General features: G+C 69.1%; 25 protein-coding genes, 1 tRNA gene and 1 pseudogene. 13 read left to right on the top strand and 14 right to left on the bottom strand.

The window, feature by feature from the left end:
* Window positions 1–128: 128 nt before the first annotated feature.
* A complete protein-coding gene (locus AB5J53_RS21455; RefSeq protein WP_369247283.1) occupies window positions 129–494 on the bottom strand; it encodes a hypothetical protein in 366 nt (121 codons plus the stop codon).
* Between the two features lie 759 nt (window positions 495–1,253).
* Here AB5J53_RS21455 and AB5J53_RS21450 point away from each other — a divergent pair.
* Complete coding sequence (locus AB5J53_RS21450; RefSeq protein WP_369247282.1) at window positions 1,254–1,529, top strand: hypothetical protein; 276 nt, start codon at window positions 1,254–1,256, stop codon at window positions 1,527–1,529.
* Window positions 1,530–2,667: 1,138 nt separating this feature from the next.
* On the opposite strand, the gene AB5J53_RS21445 is transcribed toward AB5J53_RS21450, so the two are convergent.
* The 9 genes from AB5J53_RS21445 to AB5J53_RS21405 form a co-directional block, all read right to left on the bottom strand.
* Complete coding sequence (locus tag AB5J53_RS21445) at window positions 2,668–3,111, bottom strand: hypothetical protein (RefSeq protein WP_369247281.1); 444 nt, start codon at window positions 3,109–3,111, stop codon at window positions 2,668–2,670.
* A 34-nt stretch (window positions 3,112–3,145) separates the two neighbouring features.
* Window positions 3,146–3,619, bottom strand: coding sequence for an NUDIX hydrolase (locus tag AB5J53_RS21440; protein WP_369247280.1), 474 nt, complete (start codon window positions 3,617–3,619; stop codon window positions 3,146–3,148).
* A gap of 13 nt (window positions 3,620–3,632) precedes the next feature.
* Window positions 3,633–3,887, bottom strand: coding sequence for a hypothetical protein (locus AB5J53_RS21435; protein ID WP_369247279.1), 255 nt, complete (start codon window positions 3,885–3,887; stop codon window positions 3,633–3,635).
* Window positions 3,888–3,926: 39 nt separating this feature from the next.
* Complete coding sequence (locus AB5J53_RS21430) at window positions 3,927–4,493, bottom strand: Uma2 family endonuclease (RefSeq protein WP_369247278.1); 567 nt, start codon at window positions 4,491–4,493, stop codon at window positions 3,927–3,929.
* A gap of 838 nt (window positions 4,494–5,331) precedes the next feature.
* Window positions 5,332–5,514: a hypothetical protein gene (locus AB5J53_RS21425; protein WP_369247277.1), complete on the bottom strand. Its 183-nt coding sequence runs from the start codon at window positions 5,512–5,514 to the stop codon at window positions 5,332–5,334.
* Between the two features lie 623 nt (window positions 5,515–6,137).
* Entirely contained in the window at window positions 6,138–6,572 is a 435-nt protein-coding gene (locus AB5J53_RS21420) for an NUDIX hydrolase (protein ID WP_369247276.1), read from the bottom strand.
* 13 nt (window positions 6,573–6,585) lie between these two features.
* On the bottom strand, window positions 6,586–7,071 hold the full coding sequence (locus tag AB5J53_RS21415; RefSeq protein ID WP_369247275.1) for an NUDIX domain-containing protein: 486 nt from the start codon (window positions 7,069–7,071) through the stop codon (window positions 6,586–6,588).
* Window positions 7,072–7,089: 18 nt separating this feature from the next.
* Entirely contained in the window at window positions 7,090–8,304 is a 1,215-nt protein-coding gene (locus AB5J53_RS21410; protein WP_369247274.1) for a helix-turn-helix domain-containing protein, read from the bottom strand.
* A 234-nt stretch (window positions 8,305–8,538) separates the two neighbouring features.
* Window positions 8,539–8,910 carry a GntR family transcriptional regulator gene (locus AB5J53_RS21405; RefSeq protein ID WP_369247273.1) on the bottom strand — a complete coding sequence of 124 codons (372 nt, stop codon included), beginning with the start codon at window positions 8,908–8,910 and terminating at the stop codon, window positions 8,539–8,541.
* Between the two features lie 147 nt (window positions 8,911–9,057).
* Here AB5J53_RS21405 and AB5J53_RS21400 point away from each other — a divergent pair, with 147 nt between their 5' ends.
* The 11 genes from AB5J53_RS21400 (at window position 9,058) to AB5J53_RS21350 (ending at window position 15,420) form a co-directional block, all read left to right on the top strand.
* Window positions 9,058–9,411: a hypothetical protein gene (locus AB5J53_RS21400; RefSeq protein ID WP_369247272.1), complete on the top strand. Its 354-nt coding sequence runs from the start codon at window positions 9,058–9,060 to the stop codon at window positions 9,409–9,411.
* A 2-nt stretch (window positions 9,412–9,413) separates the two neighbouring features.
* Window positions 9,414–10,769, top strand: coding sequence for an FtsK/SpoIIIE domain-containing protein (locus tag AB5J53_RS21395; protein WP_369247271.1), 1,356 nt, complete (start codon window positions 9,414–9,416; stop codon window positions 10,767–10,769).
* Window positions 10,770–10,850: 81 nt separating this feature from the next.
* Window positions 10,851–11,060: a hypothetical protein gene (locus AB5J53_RS21390; protein WP_369247270.1), complete on the top strand. Its 210-nt coding sequence runs from the start codon at window positions 10,851–10,853 to the stop codon at window positions 11,058–11,060.
* Window positions 11,057–11,716 carry a DUF2637 domain-containing protein gene (locus tag AB5J53_RS21385; protein WP_369247269.1) on the top strand — a complete coding sequence of 220 codons (660 nt, stop codon included), beginning with the start codon at window positions 11,057–11,059 and terminating at the stop codon, window positions 11,714–11,716. The genes AB5J53_RS21390 and AB5J53_RS21385 overlap by 4 nt, the downstream gene beginning before the upstream one ends.
* A gap of 20 nt (window positions 11,717–11,736) precedes the next feature.
* Window positions 11,737–11,928 carry a mobile element transfer protein gene (locus AB5J53_RS21380; protein WP_369247268.1) on the top strand — a complete coding sequence of 64 codons (192 nt, stop codon included), beginning with the start codon at window positions 11,737–11,739 and terminating at the stop codon, window positions 11,926–11,928.
* A gap of 12 nt (window positions 11,929–11,940) precedes the next feature.
* Entirely contained in the window at window positions 11,941–12,096 is a 156-nt protein-coding gene (locus AB5J53_RS21375) for a hypothetical protein (RefSeq protein ID WP_152786825.1), read from the top strand.
* 24 nt (window positions 12,097–12,120) lie between these two features.
* Window positions 12,121–12,435, top strand: coding sequence for a SpdD-like protein (locus AB5J53_RS21370; protein ID WP_369247267.1), 315 nt, complete (start codon window positions 12,121–12,123; stop codon window positions 12,433–12,435).
* Window positions 12,436–12,523: 88 nt separating this feature from the next.
* Complete coding sequence (locus AB5J53_RS21365; RefSeq protein ID WP_369247266.1) at window positions 12,524–12,712, top strand: hypothetical protein; 189 nt, start codon at window positions 12,524–12,526, stop codon at window positions 12,710–12,712.
* Window positions 12,705–14,084, top strand: a complete 1,380-nt coding sequence (gene repSA, locus AB5J53_RS21360) for a replication initiator protein RepSA (protein ID WP_369247265.1) — start codon at window positions 12,705–12,707, stop codon at window positions 14,082–14,084. The genes AB5J53_RS21365 and repSA overlap by 8 nt, the downstream gene beginning before the upstream one ends.
* Complete coding sequence (locus AB5J53_RS21355) at window positions 14,081–14,269, top strand: helix-turn-helix domain-containing protein (RefSeq protein ID WP_369247264.1); 189 nt, start codon at window positions 14,081–14,083, stop codon at window positions 14,267–14,269. The genes repSA and AB5J53_RS21355 overlap by 4 nt, the downstream gene beginning before the upstream one ends.
* A complete protein-coding gene (locus tag AB5J53_RS21350) occupies window positions 14,269–15,420 on the top strand; it encodes a tyrosine-type recombinase/integrase (protein WP_369247263.1) in 1,152 nt (383 codons plus the stop codon). Before AB5J53_RS21355 ends, AB5J53_RS21350 begins: the two co-directional genes overlap by 1 nt.
* Before the next feature lie 71 nt (window positions 15,421–15,491).
* On the opposite strand, the gene AB5J53_RS21345 is transcribed toward AB5J53_RS21350, so the two are convergent.
* From AB5J53_RS21345 to AB5J53_RS21330, 4 genes and pseudogenes are all read right to left on the bottom strand, one after another.
* Window positions 15,492–15,564: transfer RNA gene (locus tag AB5J53_RS21345), tRNA-Arg, on the bottom strand.
* A gap of 97 nt (window positions 15,565–15,661) precedes the next feature.
* A pseudogene (locus AB5J53_RS21340) lies at window positions 15,662–15,958 on the bottom strand (TetR/AcrR family transcriptional regulator); the annotation flags it as partial.
* Between the two features lie 369 nt (window positions 15,959–16,327).
* Window positions 16,328–17,989 (bottom strand): IclR family transcriptional regulator C-terminal domain-containing protein, encoded by a 1,662-nt coding sequence (locus tag AB5J53_RS21335; RefSeq protein ID WP_369247262.1) that lies wholly within the window; start codon window positions 17,987–17,989, stop codon window positions 16,328–16,330.
* A 350-nt stretch (window positions 17,990–18,339) separates the two neighbouring features.
* Entirely contained in the window at window positions 18,340–19,617 is a 1,278-nt protein-coding gene (locus tag AB5J53_RS21330) for a M6 family metalloprotease domain-containing protein (protein ID WP_369247261.1), read from the bottom strand.
* Window positions 19,618–19,964: 347 nt separating this feature from the next.
* Here AB5J53_RS21330 and AB5J53_RS21325 point away from each other — a divergent pair, with 347 nt between their 5' ends.
* Window positions 19,965–20,609, top strand: coding sequence for a TetR/AcrR family transcriptional regulator (locus AB5J53_RS21325; protein ID WP_369247260.1), 645 nt, complete (start codon window positions 19,965–19,967; stop codon window positions 20,607–20,609).
* The last annotated feature ends 85 nt before the right edge of the window (window positions 20,610–20,694 follow it).

Raw genomic sequence — 20,694 nt, 5'->3', positions numbered from 1 at the left:
GGGCCTGTTGCGAGCGGAAGAAGGCCGAGGGGCAGCACCACAAACAGGCCCCGCAAGAGACCAGGGACACCCCCTGGGGTCCGGGCCCCGGAGCCGGGCGTGTGGCTCGGCGCCGGGACCCGAGTGAGCTACTTGCCGAGGACGAGGGTGTTGTCGCACCCCAGGCGTGAGCCGATGTTGGTGGTTTGCGGGCCAGGCGAGACCTCGCCGTTGGACCAGTTGCCGTACTCGGACTCGCCCTGTACGTCGGTGTTCTCGTCGGTCGTACTGCATGAGGTGCTCTGGGTGATGACGATCGTCTTGCTCTCTCCGCCGTGGTGCTGCCCTTTCCCGTGCCCTTTCCCGTGCCCGTGCCCTTTCTCGTGCCCGTGCCCGTGCCCGTGCCCGTGCCCGTGCCCGTGCCCGTCCCCGTGGGCGTAGGCGGTGCCGGCGCCGAGGAAGCCGACGGTGCCGAGGAGGACGGCTACGACAGCCGTCTTGCGAGTCTTGCGCATGTCTTCTCCGAGCGTTGAAGCGGACGCGTATGCGATCCGCCACGTCATAAGATGGCGCGAGGTTAATAAGCAAATGTCTGATATCGGCTCGTCGGCACGCCGGATCGTCTGATCAACGAGCGCGGGCGTTGGCTCGGCGGCCGGCTCAAGTTCCCTGTGCGGTCAAGGCATTACGAGGCCGAAGGCGGGCGTAGGCGCTCCGCGCCGAACCACCCGTGTGGCCGCGCCGCGAGCGCGAGGCGGCGTGGGCCATTCGGCGCTGAACCAGGAGCACCGACGAAACTCCCGGGTGGTGTCGGCGAGTTCGCCTCACGACGGCGCAGCTCGACGACGTCACGCGCCGTGTACGACGGGGAGCGTGTCAGAAGCCTTCTGATCCGTAACTAAGAATGGATCGGTCATCCAGAGTCATTACGGCCGCTTTCGGGCCGCTGTCGACTTCATGACGGGCGCTGTCGGTTGCTGTCGCTGCTGTACGGAGGGGCGTGCGCCTCATCATCACCAGAGCCACCAGCGGGGTAAGTGCCCTTGACCTGCCGTGGTGGTGCTTGTCGCGGTTGCTGGTCCAGGGTGGGGGAGCCCGTAGACGGCCGTGACTTACCAGCCGGTCGGGCACGCTTAGGGCACGCGTTCAGCTGCACGGATTGACGCAGTCCAAGCCATGATCCTATTGTCCGCCTTGCGCGTGGTTGCAGCCGACGGCAATGAAAGCCGACCGGATTCTGATTGATGCCGAAATCTGAGTAAGTGAGGGTAGTCGTGGGGGTGCTGCTCTCGTACCTGGTCCTTTTCCTTATTGAATGCGGCTTGATGGCGCTGCAGTTTATCGGCGCGTTCCTGCTCATGTTGAGTGCCGCTCTGTTTATCCGGCGCTTCGCTATTGCCCGCAAGCGTCGACCCGATGGCCACTTCCCGAAAGCGAGGCCAGTGGCGCCATATGTGCTTGGCGGCATCGGCATTTGCTTGCTGGTTCCTACTTCGGCAGCGCTCTTCATCGGGAAGGAGTTGGGCATTTTTGAAACCTGGGCGATATAGGCCGAAACCGTTGTGGTCTGCGGGGGCATCGTCGGCCTGCCGAGGCTGGTAGCGGTCGGCTGCGGGCGCGGTGGTTGCTGCACCTTGCTGCTGTACATCAGCAGTTTGGAAGATCGCGTAAGCGGGTGAGGTGTGACCTGGCGGCACACTGGCCTGCGCGTTCCGGGGAGACTCGACGACGCTCCCCGTGGTTCCCCCTCGGTTGCTGCTCGATCGGGCACGCAGGGGGCACGTGTGGCCCCCTGACGCGTTCTCGGCTCTAACGTGCCCCTCTTGGCTCTGGCGCCTAGGTCGGCGCTCACACGGCCCGTGAGGCAGTCGTTGGTGTCAGATGCCTAGACCTGATCTCGCCACCAGGGGACGTCGGGAGAATCGGCACGGACGACCTTGGCTCTCTTAAGGATCTTGCCGTCGAGATCCCGTACAAGCTTCCGCAGCTCTCGTGCCGACTTCTTGGGCAAGGCATGCATGATCTCTTCGAGATGATCGCGTGAGTAGCCTGGGTCGCAGCCGCACTCGGGGATGCCGCACCTGGCAGAAGTGAAGGGATCAGCCACCCGCTTCAGCGGACCGTGAGCCAAGGCGGCCCAGTGCCAGAAGGCTTTGGCTGTGGCGCCCAGCCAGAAACGCGCGTGCTCCAGCCTGCGGATGTCGGCTTCGCACGCCCCCGACAGACGGTTGATCGTCGGATAGGGGTAGCGGAAGAAGTACCTCGGGATCCGTACGGGAAGAGCGCTCCGTACAGCGGATGGGCGCCTACGCGGCATTGCCCTTTCGGTTGTGAGTCATGACGGCAAGGTACCGCCGACAGCGCAAATGATCTAGAGCCCGTACAAGCCGACCGCCCCAGCTACAGCGGGTTTTCCCTCGTCCGCCCGCAGCCCGTAGCGCACCGCCGGGCGCGGCCAGCCGGGGCGAAGACAGAGGCAGGCCGCGCCGCAGAGGCGGCGCGTGCCCGCGCCGTGCGCGGGCCTTGATGAAGTAGGGGAAGTTCTATCCCGCTGGGATGAGGAGGCGCTTGTTGTCCTGTCTCGGTTGATGCTTGACGCAGTGGCTTCACCTGATGCTTGACACCGCTTGCCTCGGCTTGGCTGTGCGTGTCTGATCGATGCGTGCGGGGAGGGCCGGGGCCGTGCTGTCAGGAAGGCTCGGACGACTCCGCGGACGGCCAGTTGGCCAGCCGGGCGCGGGCTTCCTGCGCAATGACCGGCCACGGGTCATCAACCAAACGCGCAACTGTCGACCGCGGCGAGCGCGGATGGCCTGCAACGATCCTCCGCACGGCGTCATGCGGATCGTCGACCAGCCGTTCCAGCAGCTCAGGCGGGCAGTTGCGCTTGCTGGCCACACGGTCTCGGACCCGCCAGTCGGAATCCCTGATCAGCTCGGCCAGAATCTCCGACGGCACCGTTCTGTTATGCGCGGCCCAGAAACGCATCTCGGGATGGTTGCGCACCAGCTCCCACCAGACTGCCAGCGGCAAGGCTGCCCACGCCGAGCGGTTGTATTCCGCCGGTTCCTCACTCTCCCGCAGCCGGATGAACTCCTCCACGGAGGTGATCTCAGGGAAACGGTCCGCCATGGCAGACAGTAAGCCACGATATCCAGGTCAGACGTCAAGCATCACCTGACGCCGAACCGTCAAGCCTCACCCGCGACCCGACAGGGATGAGGCGCTTGTCGTCGTGGCTCCGTACGTGGGGGCCGTTGCCGTCCAAGGCATCCCGGACTCTGACCGCGAAGACCCCGGACATGCGCTCTCGGATCTCGTCGGGCGTGAGCCACTCGACGGCAGTTGACTCGCTCGAGGTGCGCTCGGTGCCGGCCGTTGGCTTACAGCGGAAGACCAGGGCCACGACGCCCAGCGTCATGTTCTTGTAGACGCCGGTGAGTTGGCGGACGTCGACCTTGATGCGGGTCTCCTCGAAGACCTCGCGTACGACGCCTGTCTGTGGCTGCTCGTCCAGTTCCAGGAGACCGCCGGGCGGCTCCCAGGTGTCGTTGTCTGCCCGGCGGACAGCGAGGATCCTGCCGTCTCCGCGAACGGTGATCCCTGCGACAGATACCGAGTGCCTCGGGCTCTCTGGCATCCCCCCGCTCCCGCTACGCCGCCAGGTCGCCCGGCGCCTGGCCGTGCTCGAGGTAGACCGGGGCGCTCTCGACGCGGGCCTCGATCGCCGCGAGGATCCGTCGGGTCAGTCGCGGAATCGTGCGATCTGCGATCTCGTGCGGGGGGACGAACCTGACGGCCTTCAGCTCGTCCGCCTGGAGGTGGATTCCCTCCACGGTCTCCGGGGAGAGCTCGCCGCCGTCGAACAGGTACAGCACCTTGTCGCCCTCGGCACCGTTGGGTGCCACGAATCGCTCACGCGCTGTTGGCTGCCGAGCAGCGCCTGGTCAGACCTGCCCGAGGTCGATCTCCACCGGGAACGGGGCCACTACCTTGAGGACGCCGGTGAACACGTCTCCGTCCCGGTAGGTCTTCGTCGCGGGGTCGAGAACGTAGGTGTACACGAGAGGAACGCCTGTCGCGGCCTGCTCGATCCGCCAGTAGAAGCCGATGCCTGCCTTGGCGTACTGGTCAACCTTCACGATCCGGTCGGTGGTCTCCGAACCTGGCGACACCACCTCCGCGACCAGCAGCACGTGCTCGGGGCGGGTTGGGGTGATGTCGATGGTGTCTGCCTGGTACACGACGACGTCGGGGCGGCGATTGGTGAGCGGGACGTCCTGAAGCCGGACGTCGAAGTCGGTGTCGGCGTTCCATTCCGGGCCCGCGGCGGCTTCCAGGGCGTTGGCCAGAATCCGGGCCAGACGGCTGTGCCGCTTGGACGCACTCGGACTCACGACGACCATCCCGTCCACGATCTCGATACCGGCGCACTGCTCCTCGGACCACGACTCGTACTCCTCCGCCGTGATCTGCTCATGCATCCACGCCGGGGCCATCATCTCGGCCGTCATGAAGCACCTCCCGGACACTGTGCCGCGGGCCCGATCCCGCTGGATCGAGCGTACTGTCTGCCGTCCGCCCGGCACGCTGATCTCGCTCACGTCCCCTTCCGTCGGTCGGCATCCGACCAGCGAGCCCACGACAAGCGAGGAACCAGTGCTGGCCCGCGGAACGTCCCGGGTCGGCAGCCGCGCCGTCGTCGAAGGACTCTACGGAGCGTTCACGACGCTGCGCCGGGCTACTGAACGAGGTGCGCCCCACCTGGTCGCGCTACGGAACGGACACCCGCTCACCGGCGAACCGGCGAGGGCGGCACCCCGCCTGTTCAGCCCCGGCAGCCTGCAGACGCTGGTCCCCGACATCACAGAACGCGACGTCTGCGGCCGGGCTGTGCTCGCCGGCCTATGAGACCTGCGGGTCTCCGCACGACAGGTGCACGTCGAAGAGTTCCGTCTGGCCTGAACCGGAAAGGGTCCCGACGTCCAGACCTGGGCGCAGCCCCGCCTCCAGGCTGAGCAGCATCCGGTCGCTCACGTAAAACGGCCCCGGACGAGGAGTCCGAGGCCGATTAGAGCGCCTCCCTGTGGGAGAACCCCCAGGTGCGGCGTAACACGTTGTGCCCCCGGCAGGATTCGAACCTGCGACACCCGCTTTAGGAGTTCGATCGCTGCGCAGCACCGCCGTGGAGTCGCTCGGCCATGTTGGTCACGCTTGACCGTCTGGGGGTGCTGGTGTCCGGGGAGGTTGATGTCAGCTATGGATGTCAGTGCGCGGGTGGCCGCCCGTTGTCCGGGCCGTACGAATGCGATGCCCTGGGAAAGGGGCCGCTGCCTGTCCCTGCTCCGGCGGTTAGCGGCGCCGCTTCCGCTTCTCAAGCCCCATCACGGCGACGCTCGGCACCATGACAACGAGCGCCGACAGCTGCAGCCACTTGGGCTGGCCGATGAACAGCGACACCACGAAAGCGGCCAACGATGCCAAAAAGCCCATATGCGCCCAGAAATCACGGCGACTCAGCTGTTGCTCGCTCACGCCTAACCCCCTCAAATGGCCCGCTCCCCACGGGCCAGCCCAGCTTCACGAGACACAGCCCAGTCGTCAATAGGCTGATCACGACACAGCGGCTCCTGCTTCTACGAGAGATCGATGCGGCCGCGCAGCCGCTGAGTGAGGGCCCCGCACGGCCCACAGACGACCCAGCGGCCAAACCCTGTTCCCGCCATGACTGGGCACCTAGCGGAGCGCCCACGACGGGCTGAGCCACATCGCGGCAGCAGGTGCTCCCCCTTGGCCCATCCCTCGGCGATGATCCGCTCACGCTGCCGCATCCGTGACGGCGGCGGTACGACGATCCGCCCCCGCGGCCGTTTCTGCCCGGATTCGGCGCCTGGCCCCGACGCCACCCCTTCCGCAGCCAGCCTGATTCGACGGCACTACGGCTATGGCCGCAGACGGCCCCGCTCCGGCCACGTAAACCGCCCAGCGATGCCGCTCACTGACCCGCCGGACCTGGTCGGGCCTTCCCGTGCTCCGCCCGCTTGCACGCAGCGCGCCGCCGGGCGGGGCCGCCGCTGGCGAAGACAGGGCGGCGGCCCCGCCGACAAGGCGGCGCGCGCCCGCGCCGTGCGCGGGCCTTGATGAACGTAGGGAAAGTTCTATCCCGCTGGGATGAGGCGCTTGCCGTCGTGGCTCCGTACGTGGGGACCGTTGCGGTCCAAGGCATCCAGGACTCTGACCGCGAAGACCTCGGACATGCGCTCTCGGACCTCGTCGAGTGTGAGCCACTCGACGGCAGTTGACTCGCTCGAGGTGCGCTCGGTGCCGGCCGTTGGCTTACAGCGGAAGACCAGGGCCACGACGCCCAGCGTCATGTTCTTGTAGACGCCGGTGAGTTGGCGGACGCCGACCTTGATGCGGGTCTCCTCGAAGACCTCGCGTACGACGCCTGTCTGTGGCTGCTCGTCCAGTTCCAGGAGACCGCCGGGCGGCTCCCAGGTGTCGTTGTCTGCCCGGCGGACAGCGAGGATCCTGCCGTCTCCACGGACGGTGATCCCTGCGACAGATACCGAGTGCCTCGGGCTCTCTGGCATCCCCCCGCTCCCGCTACGCCGCCAGGTCGCCCGGCGCCTGGCCGTGCTCGAGGTAGACCGGGGCGCTCTCGGCGCGGGCCTCGATCGCCGCGAGGATCCGTCGGGTCAGTCGCGGAATCGTGCGATCTGCGATCTCGTGCGGGGGGACGAACCTGACGGCCTTCAGCTCGTCCGCCTGGAGGTGGATTCCCTCCACGGTCTCCGGGGAGAGCTCGCCGCCGTCGAACAGGTACAGCACCTTGTCGCCCTCGGCACCGTTGGGTGCCCAGTCCACGGCCAGGAGGCGGCCGAGCGCGGGCGTGATCCCCAGCTCCTCGCGCACCTCTCGGCTGGCAGCTTGCAGCGGCGATTCACCGGTCTCGACGTAGCCACCGGGGATGTCCCAGTAGTCCTTGTAGGTGGGTTCCACCATGAGGACGCGCCCGTCGGCATCAAAGAAAAGCGCACCCGCGGCCATGCGCGGATGCGCCATCTTCGCTTCGTGCTCGTTCGCTGCCATGCAGCCGAGCGTACCTACCTAGACCACGTGCAGCCGATCGGCCAGCCCCGCCATGGCCCGGCTCGGCCGCCCCCGATGGTTCCGGACCCACGTGAGGACCAGCTCTCGTGCCAGGTAGTGGCTGCGTACCTGCTCAGGGGCCCAGGACTCAGCCTCAAGGATCATCGCCAATGCGTCGTCGACGCGGTTGTGCGCACTGAGCGCGCGAGCAACCTCGATGTTGTGTCGCGTCCGCCGCTCTGTCGGGAGGCTGCTGGTGTCGATCTGCGGGCCAAGGTCGACAGCGACCTGCATATCCCCCAGCTCGGCCGCAGTGGCCACGCGATGGATGTCGACGTTCGTCGGGCCGAAGGCGGTCCACATGTGGTTTGCGTCCCGGCCGAGCTGGCGGGCCGCCCGGTCGGCCTCGGCCAGGAACTCTCGTACGGTCGAGCGGTCATCGGCTCGGGCCCCTGCCATCGAGCCAGCAAGGAAGAGCGTTCCATAGATCGACAGGAAGTCAGGGGTGGCGCCGGTGAGTCCGGGCCGAAGGTAATCGGCTGCGTCGCCCACGAGCTGTACGGCAGCGTCGAAGCGGCCAGTCGACAGGAGGCAGTGAGCCACAGATCGGAAGAGTGATCCAGTCACCGCCGGGTTGCCGGACTGCTGGGCCGCACTCAATCCGCGGTCGGCTGCGATCCACGCGAGGTCTACCTCGCCCACCTTGCCGAGCACCATGGCGGCGCTCTGGTACGTCAGCGCCAAGAGCTCGTTGGCCTGCTCGCGGTCGGTGCCCTCGTAGGCCTGCGCCGCAATGAGAGCGTCGGTAAGCAGCAGTGGCAGGCGGCGGGTCGCGAAGCCGTAGCGGGAAGCCTGGTAGGCGTCCAGTACTTCCGTGACGTTGCTTCGCAGCTCTTCCAGCCGCGTGGGCTCCCCCTCGGTCGGAAGTCCCAACAGGGGTGTGAGTTGCCGGTAGTTCATCAGGGCCGACCGCAGCGCCGGCACCGTGCGGTTGCCGCTGTCCTGGGTCCAGTCCATGAGGGTCGGTTCGGCGAGCAGGTCGCCAAGGGACACGTCGAGTGCGTCGGCCAGGCCCTTGATGACCGAGAGTCGGTCCAACTCAAGGCGGTTGTTCTCGGCCTTGCTCAGCCAGTCGACCGTCCGGCCGACAAGCCCGGCCAAGACTTCCTGGGACATACCGCGCCTGCGGCGGTACCAAGAGACTCGCTCACCGATCGTCAGGTTCGTCGTCATTCCTCGCATGGGAAAAGCGTCCCCCCGTCTCTCAGTACGGCCCCGGAGAGTTTTTCCGGGGTGGTGAGTCGGTCTGGTCCTAGCGTTACTGACAGGCCGAGGGGCTGTCAGATCCAGAGGGCAACGAAGGGGCTGTGACGATGCTGACCCCGGCAGAGCAGCGAGAACTGGCCGACCAGATAAGGGGACTTGGTGAGGAACTGGCAGAGGTCGCGCGTCGAGCTGACGCCTTGGTCATCGCCCTTGCGCCTGCTGGCGAACCAAGTCCTCCAGCTGATCCATCCGCTCCGCAAGACGGCGCACATCCCGACGAACCTCCGACAGATACTCCGTGATCTGCTCGAACTCAGGGCTGCGCTTGCTGGGGCTGCCTTCTCCCGGCAGCGCTGCGAAGCTTCCTTTGCCCTGGTGAGAGACCGCGTAGCCGTCTTCACGGAGGCGCGAGATCGCCTGTCGGGCGACCGTTCGCGACACAGAGTGCTGAGCCATCAGCTCCGCCTCTGACGGCAGCTTCTCCCCGGGTGCAAGCTCTCCGTCTCGGATCCGGCGCTTGAACTCGTCAGCGATCTGCAAGTACGCGGCGCGCCCGGCGGTGAAGTCGGCCATAGCCCCTCTCATGGGTTGTCGTACCTAGTGCAGCACATTGCGCAGACACCCGTCGAGAGAACCACTTGACACACCAAGTAATACAGGTTCATTCTCTAACCCAAGATGACGTACTAAGTACGTCAAGTTCGATCCGAGGAGCGCACCATGCGTCAGATCCCCGTCGACACCACCGCTGCGACCGTGATGGTCGCCAAGGCTCCGCAGCCCAAGGTCAAGGACCGCCGTACCGGCGAGATCGCCACCGATAAGGACGGCGTCACCCTGATGACGGTGGAGGTCATGTTCTCCACGCCGGACGAGGTGGAGATCCTCAAGCTCACCGTTCCGCAGCCCGGCGTCTCCGAGGACCTGACCATGGGCACCCCGGTGGCCTTGACCGGGCTGGTCGCCTCGTCGTGGGAGAACGAGTTCAACGGGCAGAAGCGGCACGGCATCGCCTTCCGTGCGGTCGCCGTCACCTCGCTCGCCGCCGCTGCCTCGAAGCCCAAGGCGGCCTGATCATGACCGCCTTCACGGTCGCGCTGCTGCTGGTCGTCGCCTCCGCAGTGATCCTGCGGTGGCGGCGCCCCGCCTGGTACTGGCTGGCCTTCGGTGTCACCTTCGCTGCGCTGCGGGTCCTGGTCCGCTACGCCTCGGTCATGGACGCCTGCGGGCTGACCGTCCCGCCCTCTCGCTGGCGCCTTGTCCTCGCCCGGGTCGCCAACCGGCCCGTCCCGGAGTCCCGGGCGCCTCGGATCCTGCGGTTACGGCCCACTCGTACCGGCCTGGTGCTGCGGCTCAAGCTCCGTCCCGGGCAGGACGCCTTCGACATCGCGGCGGCCTCCGACCGGCTGCGCCACTCCTTCGCGATGTACGGCGTCACCTCCCGCGAACTGCGTTCCGGCATCGTCGAGTTGCGGATGACCGGCTACGACGTCCTCAAGCGGGTCCAGATGCCCGCCAAGACCGACCGCTCTCCGATGCGGGTTCCGGTCGCCCTGCGCGAAGACGGCTCGGTCCACTACCGCGACTACCGGGCGATACCCCACGCACTGACCCTCGGCGCCACCGAGTCCGGCAAGTCTGTGTACCAGCGGAATCTGGTGGCTGGGCTCGCCCCGATGGACGTCGCGCTCGTCGGCATCGACTGCAAGCGGGGCGTCGAACTCTTCCCCCTGGCCCGCCGGTTCTCCGCGCTCGCCGACAACCCCGACACCGCCCTCGACCTGCTCGAAGCCCTCGTCACGCACATGGAGGCCGTCTATCAACTCATCCGCGCCGAACAGCGCATCACCGTGAGCGTCCCGGACGCGGAGATCGCCGCCGACATCTGGGACCTGCCCGACCACCTGCGCCCGGTCCCGATCGTGGTCCTGGTGGACGAGGTCGCCGAACTCGCCCTCTTCGCCAACAAGGACGAGGAGAAGCGCCGGGACCGGATCATCACCGCGCTGGTCCGGCTCGCCCAACTCGGCCGTGCCGCCGGGATCTATCTGGAGATCTGCGGGCAGCGCTTCGGCTCCGAACTCGGCAAGGGCATCACGATGCTGCGCGCCCAGCTCACCGGGCGTACCGCGCACCGCGTCAACGACGAGTCCTCGGCGAACATGGCCTTCGGCGACATCGCCCCGGACGCGGTCCTCGCCGCGATCCAGATCCCCACCGAGACCCCCGGCATCGCCGTCACCGGCGACTCATCCGGCGGCTGGGCCCGCATCCGCGCCCCGCACACCACGCTGCGCCAGGCCGTGAACCTCTGCAACCGGCACGCCGACCGCACCCCGGACCTGCCCGAACTCGCACCCTTCCGGCCCGCCGTCGCCGCGCTGCCCTCGGACCGGGTGCCGCTGTCCAAGACAGCCCCCGCCACGGCCTGACCCCTCTCGCTCCACCGGTCGGCGCGACCGTCTCGCGCCAGGTCCCTACCCCCTCCATGCCTGAGGAAGGGAGAGCACCTCATGTGCCCCGACTGCGAGGACTTCACCCGCACCGTCGTCATGCTCGGCCAACTCGCCCTCTACGCCGACACCTTCGGCGCTGACCAGAGCTTCATCGAGGCCGTGGGCCCGTCGCTCGCCGCGTCGCTGCCGGAGCCGCCGCCCGGCACGTTCCCGCCCGGCTACGACCTCAACGACGGCCCCGACTACCCCGGCGAGGGACCGCAATGACCCGGCCCGCACTCCGCGTGGACGCGGTCTTGGTCCAGGCCGTCATCGCCGGTGCCCTGTCCTTCGCCCACCTCCACGACCTCGCCGACGCAGCCGGACAGGACGGATGGAAGGCGTGGGCCTACCCGATCAGCGTCGATCTGCTCCTGGTTGCCGCCTGGCGACGGCTCCGCTCGGATGGTCCGTCCCGGCTGGCCTGGTGCTGGTTCCTGATCGCCCTGTTCGCCTCCCTCGGCGCCAACGTCGCCACCGCCGGATTCCTCGACCTCCAGAACCCGCCCGCCTGGCTGCGCTTCGGCATCGCCGGATGGCCAGCCCTCGCCTTCCTCGGCGGCACACTCCTCGCCCACTCCGCAGGCGACCGGGAACCGGTTCCGCCGGCACCCGCAGCCCCGGCCCCAGCGCCCGACATCGAGCCCGCCAGCACCGCCGATCCGGAGCCGGAAGCCGCTCCCATCACCGCTGCCGACGACACCCCGGCTCTCCCCGCCGCCGACCCGACTCCGCCCGTCCCGGCGGCTCTGGTCGACCACGCCCGCAAGGTCGCCGACGACCACCACGCCCGCACCGGAACCCGCATCGACACCGACACCCTGCGCGCCCGCCTCGGCGTCCCGCCCCAATTGGCCGACGCAATCGCCGCCCAACTCACCTGACCGGAAAGGACACCGCCGTCATGCCTGCTCGTGACCACTTCCACTCCGTGATGCGGATCGGCCCCGTGCAGATCGGCACCCACCGCGACCGCCACGGCCGCACCAAGTACGCCGCCGTGTGCACCAACGACCGGTGCGGCTGGTCCGCCGACTACTCCAGCCAGTCCGCCGCCCAGCTCGCCGCCCGCTCCCACCGCTGCACCGCCCGATAGGAGAACGGTCCCGTGGACGTCCCGCTCTGGCTCGCCCTGATCGTCGTCGGCTGGCTCGGCGTCAAGCTCATCCGCCCGCCCTGGTGGCTCGTGGCCGTGCTCCTGCTCGGCGGCTACCTCCTCGCCGACAGCCTGCTCGCCCCCGCCATCGACACCGCCGTCAAGTAATCACCCGTGAAAGGAGACCTCGCCATGTTCCGCCCCAAGGTCCCGACCATGCCGCAACCGACCGGCCTGGTCACACCGCCCGCCGTCGTCGAGCCGACCACCGTGGTCGAGCACACCCCGACAGCCCCCGCACCCGCGGCGCCCGCTCCGGCTCGGCCCACGGTCCAGCTCACCCCCGGCGCCGTGATCGCCCTCGTCGGCGGTGGGACAGCCGTGGTCCTGGTCGTCGGCGCCGTCCTCGTCTCGATGCTCCTCGCCGTGGCCATCACCGGCGCCTCGCTCGCCATCTGCGCCCTGGTCATCCGCTCGCTGATCGGCTCCGAGAGCAAGCACCGCTGACCGGCCCCCGGGCGGCCTCAACCGCCAAGTCTCCGCCGCCCGGGAGCCGTGCCCCATCCCGATCTCGCAACCGGAAGGAACCCCCAGCATGACGCACCGCACCCGGCCGTCGTCCCGCATCTGCCCGAACTGCGACGGCTTCGCCTCCGCCGCCATCACCCTCGGCGGCCGCGACCACCGTGGCCACCTGCACACCATCACCGCGCACTGCCCGGCCTGCCACGGCACCGGCACCACCCACCGCCCGGCCCGAGTCTGGGAGGGCGCCCATGCCTGACACCCTGCTCGACCCGACCACCCTCGGCGACCTACTGAGGGTGGCCTCCGCCGACGACTTCGACCGCTGGCACGACCAGATCCGCCGCACCGGAGGATGCGCCGACCCCATCCACCTCACCGGCTGGACCCTCACCAAGGACAAGACCACCGGCGAGACCCTCCACCACTACTCCACCGAGAACGAGCCGGGCGGACGGCTCCGCGTCGCCTGCGGCAACCGGCGCGCCTCCCGCTGCCCCTCCTGCGCCTGGACCTACGCGGGCGACACCTACCACCTGATCCGCGCGGGCCTTGCCGGAGACGACCGCCGCGACATCCCCTCCACCGTCCGCGACCACCCCCGCGTCTTCGCCACCCTCACCGCCCCATCCTTCGGCCCCGTCCACAACCGCCCCGACCGAGGCGCCTGCCGCTGCGGCACCCGCCACACCCCCGACGACCCAGCGCTCGGCACCGCCCTCGACCCGGCCACCTACGACTACGCCGCCGCCGTCCTCTTCAACAACCACGCGGGCGACCTGTGGATGAGATTCACGACCCGCCTACGCCGCGAGATCGCCGCCCGTGCCGGACTCACCCGCCGCGAACTGCCCGACCACGCACGCCTGTCGTACGGCAAGGTCGCCGAGTTCCAAAAGCGCGGCGCCCTGCACTTCCACGCCGTGATCCGCCTCGACGGCCCCGCGGGACCCGACACCCCGCCCCCGTCCTGGGCGACCGTCGACCTCCTTACCGACGCGATTCACGCCGCCGCCACGCACTCCTACACCTCGGTCTCCGTCCCGGCCGCCGCAGACCAACCCGCCCGCACCTTCCGCTGGGGCACCCAGCTCGACGTCCGCCCGGTCAAGGCCTTCGGCGAGGGCTCCGACATCACCGAACAGGCCGTGGCCTCCTACGTCGCCAAGTACGCCACCAAGGCGGCCGAGAACACCGGCACGTTGGACCGCCGCATCGGCGAACTCTCCGAACTCGACCGCCACCAGGTCCCGGACCACGCCCGCCGTCTCATCGAAGCGTGCAAGGAACTAGACCCGCTCTACCCGGACCGCCGCCTCTGGGCCTGGGCTCACATGCTCGGCTTCCGCGGCCACTTCTCCTCCAAGTCTCGCCGCTACTCGACCACGCTCGGCGAGCTCCGCCAGGCCCGCGCCGACTTCCGCGCCGCCCAGGAACGCGAAGCACTCGGCCTGGACGACCGTGAGCCGGACACCGTGCTCGTCCTCGCCGACTGGCAGTACGCCGGACACGGCCACACCCCCGGCGAATCCGCGCTCGCCGCCTCCATCGCCCGGGACCTCCAGCTCAACCGCGAAACCGCCCGCGAAGCCCTGCACGACCAACTCACCCTGGAAGGAGCCGCAGCATGACCACCGCCACCGCCCAGCTGCTGACCGTGCCGGAAGTCATGGCGCGGCTCAAGCTCGGTCGCTCCAAGGTCTACGACCTGATCCGCTCGCACCGCCTGGTCTCGATCAAGATCGATGGGGCTCGCCGCATCCCTGCGGACGCCGTACAGGACTTCATCCTCGGTCAGATCGAGGAGGCTGCCTGATGGCCGGTCAGCGCAAGCGCAACCCCAACGGCGCGGGAACGATCACCAAGCGCAAGGACGGCCGGTTTCAGTGCGCGGTCTACGTGCTCCAGCCGGACGGCACCCGGGCCCGCAAGTTCGCCTATGGCAAGACCTGGGCCGAGTGCGACACCAAACGCCGCGAGCTGCTCGCCAAGGTCGATCAGGGCGTGCCCGTCCCCACCCGCTCGGCCAAGCTCTCGGAGTGGCTCCCGTACTGGCTGGACAACGTGATCAAGCCGCGACGGAAGCTCAGCACGTACGACAAGTACGAGGCGCACGTCCGGCTCTACCTGGTGCCATTGCTCGGTGCCAAGCGGCTCGAATCCCTCGGCGTCGCCGACGTGCGACGCTTCCTCGTCCAGCTGGAGAAGGAGACCACCGCGGCAACGGCCAAGGAGTCGCACCGCGTGCTGCGCTCCGCCCTGTCCTCCGCCTGCCGCGAGGAACTGATCACGCGCAACGTCGCCAAGCTCGTCGAGCCGCCCCGCACGGACAACCGGGAGCTGAAGCCCTGGAGCCTCGACGAGACATTGGACTTCCTTGCGGCGTCCCGCAGAGATCCGCTCTACGCGGCCTTCGTGCTCGCCATCGGCATGGGGCTCCGTCGGGGCGAGATCATCGGCCTTCGGTGGTCGGATCTCGATCTCGACAACCGGGTCCTCTACGTCCGCCAGCAGACCCAGCGTCGCCGTGGCGTCCTGTACGACGACGATCCCAAGAGCCGTCGTCGTCGCGTCGTTCCGCTGCCCGCGCTCTGTATCGCCCCGCTGCGCTGGCACCGGATGCGGCAGTCGGCCGCACGCGCCAAGGCGGGGGAGCAGTGGCACGCGTCGGGCTATGTCTTCACCACCCGTACCGGGCGCCAGGTCGAGCCGCGGAACGTCTACCGGTCCTTCACCCGCATCGCCGAGTCCGCCGGCATCCGCGTCGTCCGGCTGCACGACGCCCGGCACGGCACGGCCACCCTCCTCACGGCGGCCGGAGTCGCGCCCCGCGTCGTGATGGAGATCCTCGGGCACAGTCAGATCAGCATCACCATGGACGTGTACACGCACGTCGTGCAGGACACGCAGCGCGAGGCCATGAGCCACATGGATCGGCTGCTCAGGAAGCGCTCCGGTCGTCACTGACCGTGCTCGTTGATGTCAATCGTGGATGTCAAAGGCCCCGGACCATGATCGGTCCGGGGCCTTTTCCCTTGTGCCCCCGGCAGGATTCGAACCTGCGACACCCGCTTTAGGAGAGCGGTGCTCTATCCCCTGAGCTACGAAGGCGTGCGGATCCCGGTGTGATCCGGTGGCTAGCCTAGCGGATGGCGGGCGGCGGCTGGGAGGGTTCCGGTTTGCGCAGGTGGGGGAGGGGAGGCGGGGGTCAGGCAGCGGAGTGGGCGATGCGGGTTAGGAGGCCGTCGAGGACTCGGGCCAGGCCGTGGGCGAAGCCCGCTTCGCGGGTGGTGCGGGGGTCCTTGTCGCGTTGGATCGGCGTAGGTCTCGCGGAGGTGGGGGGGTGGGGCTGGGCGGCCTGTTCGGCGGTGGGCCGGAGGGTGTTGACCCGGTCCTGTTCGGTTCGGCCATTGCGGGCGAGGGTGGTCAGCCGGGCCGCCTCGCTGGTGGCCGTGCCGATGACGTACGCGACCAGGGCTGAGGCCGCCTGGTCGGCCTCGGCGGTGGGGAGGCCCGCTCAGCTGAACAGGGCCGGCAGCGGGTGGCGTGGCTGCGGCTGCTCCCTGGGCGGCATCTGCCCTCCTTTCCCGTTCACTGCGCTCCGCGTCACGGCAGCGCACGGCATTCGCAGACGCGTACGGTGTTCGCATTCAGCAGACGGTGTGCGCAAAAGCCGTGCCGTGCCAAGCCATGCCGTACGCATGTGTCTTGTCGGGCCATGCCGTACGCGTTGATCTAGGTGCGGGGCTGTGCCGAAGTCGGGGAAGCCCGGGAAATCGGCCAACGGGTGTTCGTCAACGGGGCCAAAGGCAGAAGATCGTTTCACGAACCGGTCCGCGACCAGTCCGCCAACTGTCCACGGCCAGGGCGGAGTTCAGCTGAGCGGCACGCGCCTGAAGCGACCCGCGACACGTAGATCCGCCTCGATGCGGGCGGCTGTGGCATGGAGTTCGGGCAGGACGTCGCGGACGCACTCCTCGGGGGTGCGGCGGCTGCTGTGCATCGCGACGTTCACCGCGGCGACGACGCGCCCGCCGCGCTCGCGCACCGGTACCGCGACGGACCGCAGCCCCTCCTCCAACTCCTCGTCGACCAGGGCGTATCCGGCATCCCGTACGCGGTCCAGTTCGGCCCTGAGCTTCTCCGGGTCGGTCATGGTGCGCGGGGTCCGCGGGAGCAGTTCGGGAAGCCGGGCGTCCGGCAGGTCGGCCAGCAGCACGCGGCCCAGCGAGGTCGCGTACGCGGGCAGCCGGGAGCCGACGGTGATGTTGACGCTCATGATGCGGCTGGTGGAGACACGGGCCGTGTACTGGATCTCGTCGCCGGTCAGGATCGCGAGCGACACCGAGTCGTGCAGCCGCTGCGAGAGTTCGGTGAGGTGCGGGGCCGCGATCTCGGGGAGCGAGGTCCGCGACAGCGGAGGGAAGCCGAGGCCCAGGACGCGCGGCGTGAGCCGGAAGACGCGGTCGTGCGTGGTGACGTATCCGAGGTGTTCCAGGGTGATCAGGGCGCGGCGGGCCGTCGCGCGGGCGAGCCCGGTGGCCTGGGCGACCTCCGTGAGGGTCAGTTCGGCGCGGCCCTCGCCGAAGGCGGTGATCACGGTCAGCCCGCGGGCCAGCGACTCGACGAACTCCCGCCCGAGTTCCTGTTTGGAGGCACCGGTCCAGATGGCGAGCCCGGACGCGGCGCCCGGTTCGGCGGGCGGCGCCTGCCGCAGCTCCCGCTCCATCGCCGCCACGGCCGTCCGCAGCCGTGGCAGCAGCGTGTCCCGCAGGTCGGCCGCGGTGTGCCGGCTGGTGTGACTCACCACGCTCACCACACACGCGACCCGCCCGGCCTCCCGCACGGGCATCGCGAGGGCGACGAGCCCCGGTTCGATCAACTGATCGTCCAGCGCCCACCCGGCCTTCCGGGCCTCGGCCGTACGCTGCTCGAAGTCGTCCCCGACGATGGGGAGTTGGACCGGCGCGGCTGCCACTGCGTCCGCGGCGTCCTCGGCTTCGTACGGCCGGCTCCGAGCCGGTACGGCGGGGAAGCCGCGGTCCTCCGGATCGGCCGCCCGGCGTTCGCGCCAGCGCGTCCACTCCTCCTCGCCCCACTCGGTGGCGAACAGCGGTCCCGGCGCGGTGCGTTCGGCGGGCAGCAGGTCGCCGATGCGGAAGCTCAGGGACATGGCGCGGCGCCGGGTCGCCTGGTGGATGAAGCGGATCCCGTCCCGGTCGCCGACGGCCAGGGACACCGACTCGTCCAGTTCGTCGGCGAGCGCGTCGGCGTGCGCGTCCAGGAGGTGGGGGAGCCGCAGGGCCGCGAGGTAGGCGTTGCCGAGTTCCATCAGACGGGGGGCCAGTACGGCGTCCCGGCCGTCGAGGCGTACGTACCCCATGCGCGCGAGGGTCGCCGTGATCCGGTCGACGGTGGAACGCGCGAGCCGGGTGGCCCGTTCGAGCCCGCTCAGGCTGGACACCCCGTCGGCCTCGGTCAGCCGCCGCAGTACGGCGATACCGCGGATGAGGGGGGTGACGGCCTCGGCGGGCACCGCGGTCCCGGCTCCGGTCTCGCTTCCGGCTCCGGCTGCGACCCTCCCGGTCCCGGTCCCGGTCCCGTTCCCGGACCCAGCCCCGGGGGCCGGCACGACATTCGATGGCATGGGCTCTCCGTTGCGGCTCTCAGAAGAGACACCGTGGTGCGGCTCTGAGAAGAGACACCGTGGTGCGGATCTCAGAAGAGACTCAGAAGAGACACCGTAATGCCTGCCCGGCACACGTGCCCGGCCACTCCAGCAGGTCAGCGGCGGTCAACCAGGTCAGCGGCGGTCAACAGCGACAGGTGGCGGTCGGCAGCGGTTGGCGGCGGCCGGCGTCAGTCGGCGGACACACCCGCAGGCCCTCAGCGCCGTGTCACAGACACCCGGTAGTTCCCCGCAGGGTCCCCCCCGGCGACACGGACCGTGACGCCCGTCTTGGGGTCCTTGAAGGTCTCGCCGGGCTCGAAGGGCGCGTCGGAGAGTTCCGCGTGCACATTGGGGGAGCGTGTGCAGCCGCCGCTGTCGCGCTGGGAGTCGTACACGCTGATCGGTCCGTTCCCGGTGTCGACTTCCGCGTCGACCTTGTATATGAGGATGCCGGGACGGCAGACCGCCGCGTCGTTGCCCTCACGGGTGCGCAGTTCGAGGGCGTACCCGGTCTTGGTGCTGGTGGGCACGAAGACGAGTTTGTTGCCGCCGGGCCGGGCCAGCGGGGTGAGCGTGTACTCGGTGGTGCCGGGTGCGGCGGCGCAGCGGACCTGGGAGTCGTCGAGCCAGCCGAGCTTCCATTTGTGCCAGCCGAGCATGTCGTTGTCGGCCCCCCAGTCCTCGCTCATGATGTCCCAGTGGCCGACCGCGCCCCCGCCGTCCTGGGTGTAGAGGTCGGGCAGGCCGAAGGTGTGGCTGTTCTCGTGCGGGAGCACCCGGTAGCCGGTGTCGGCGTAGGAGCCGGAGCCGTCGTCCTGGCGGCTGTAGACGAAGGACGCGTTGGAGACCGGGACGCCGTCGGCGACCGGTGCCTCCGTGTTGCCGGCGAAGGTCACGGACAGCACGGTGTCCAGCGCGGAGGGCCCGGCATTCGGCGTCACCAGGACGTTCAGGATGTCGTACGAGTGGAAGTCCACGGTGGGGTCGGCCGCGGCCACTATGTCCTGGACCAGCTCGCGGTACCCGGGGTCGAAGGGCGCGCCGCGCTCTATGCCGTACGCCTTGAAGGGCTTGGGCATCCGCAGCCAGTGCTTGATGGGGGTCGCGGGGCGGTAGTCGAGGCGGCCGTACGACGCGGTGCGGAACCATCGCCGGGTCTGCGGGAAGAACTCGCCGTAGCGGTCGAGCGCGCTGCCCTTACCGGGCGCGTCGGAGAAGTCGACCATCAACGTGAGGGCACGGACGGTGCCGGTGGAATGGGCGTAGCCGGGAAGTGTGGGGATGCCTTCCCCCATCTGTACGCCCATGGAGCCATTGATCATGCAGGGGCCGAGCGCCGTGGAATGGGCCAGCGCGATGGAGCCCGCCGTCGTGGAGCCCGCCGTGAGGTGCCCGGTGCCGGCGGAGGTGCTGACCGTCAGCGTAAGGAGGGTCACCGTGGCGAGCGCGGCCACGCGGCGCGGGCGTATCCGGCGGCGGCTGGTCGGCTGCATGTGGGGGCCCTTCGCTCCACGGCAGCCACAGATCTCCGGCTGCACCCTTGCGATCACCCTGTGTCGACGGCGGGGCGGGCGCGCGCTGGAGGAGCCCGATCGTGGGTTTCTCCAGCGAGAGGCCCGGCGGAGCCCTTGAGAGGACCGGACGGGTATGTGACGCGGGTCACAAGAAAGAATCCGGCGGGCGGGAAATAACCGGGGATCGTTTCCCCGTTTAGCCATACGTCCGCGCGAAGCGGGGAGCGAATCCCCGGATCGCATCACAGTCGTCAAGCACCGGCCGCAGAGCCGTCAGGCACCGGCTCACAGCTGTCACGCACCACCAGGAAGACGAGGAGTACGCCGTGGAAACCGCCACCCCCGCGCAGCGTCGAGTGGTCCGGCCGCGCGCCGATGCCCTGCGCAACCGGGAGCGGATCGTCGCCGCGGCCCGCGAGATGTTCGTCGAGTTCGGTGCCGAGGTGCCGTTCGACGAGATCGCCCGCCGGGCCGGTGTCGGCAACGCCACGCTGTACCGCAACTTCCCCGACCGCGACGCCCTGGCGCGGGAGGTCGTCTGCTCGGTGATGGACCGTACGTCGGAGTGGGTCGAGGAGTCGCTCACCAGGAGTGGCGACGCCTTCGAGACGCTGAGCGGCTTCGTGCACTTCGCCGCCGACGAGCGGATCGGCGCCCTGTGCCCGATGCTCTCCGACGCCTTCGACCAGAACCACCCCGATCTGGTGGCCGCGCGCGACCGGATCACCGATCTGATCGAGCAGCTGATGTCCCGCGCCCGCGAGGCCGGACAGCTGCGCCCCGACGTCGAGTTCGGCGACCTGATGATCGCCGTCAGCCAGCTCACCCGGCCGCTGCCCGGCACCGCGTGCCAGGGCATCGACCGCTTCGTACACCGTCATCTGCAGCTGTTCCTGGACGGTTTGCGGGCCCCGGCCCGTTCCGAACTGCCCGGAGTGGCCGCCACCGTGGAGGACATGCGACGAGCGTGACCAACGCCGTCCACCTGACCGATTAGTTCAGCGCGCAGCGCCAGTCAGAACTCGCACAACGCTTCCGGCCGTCGCCGATGACGAG

The organism is Streptomyces sp. R41, from assembly GCF_041053055.1.
In the GTDB taxonomy this organism is placed as follows: Bacteria; Actinomycetota; Actinomycetes; order Streptomycetales; family Streptomycetaceae; genus Streptomyces.
Note: the sequence above shows the minus strand (reverse complement) of the source record. Positions and strands in the feature narration are given on the sequence as shown.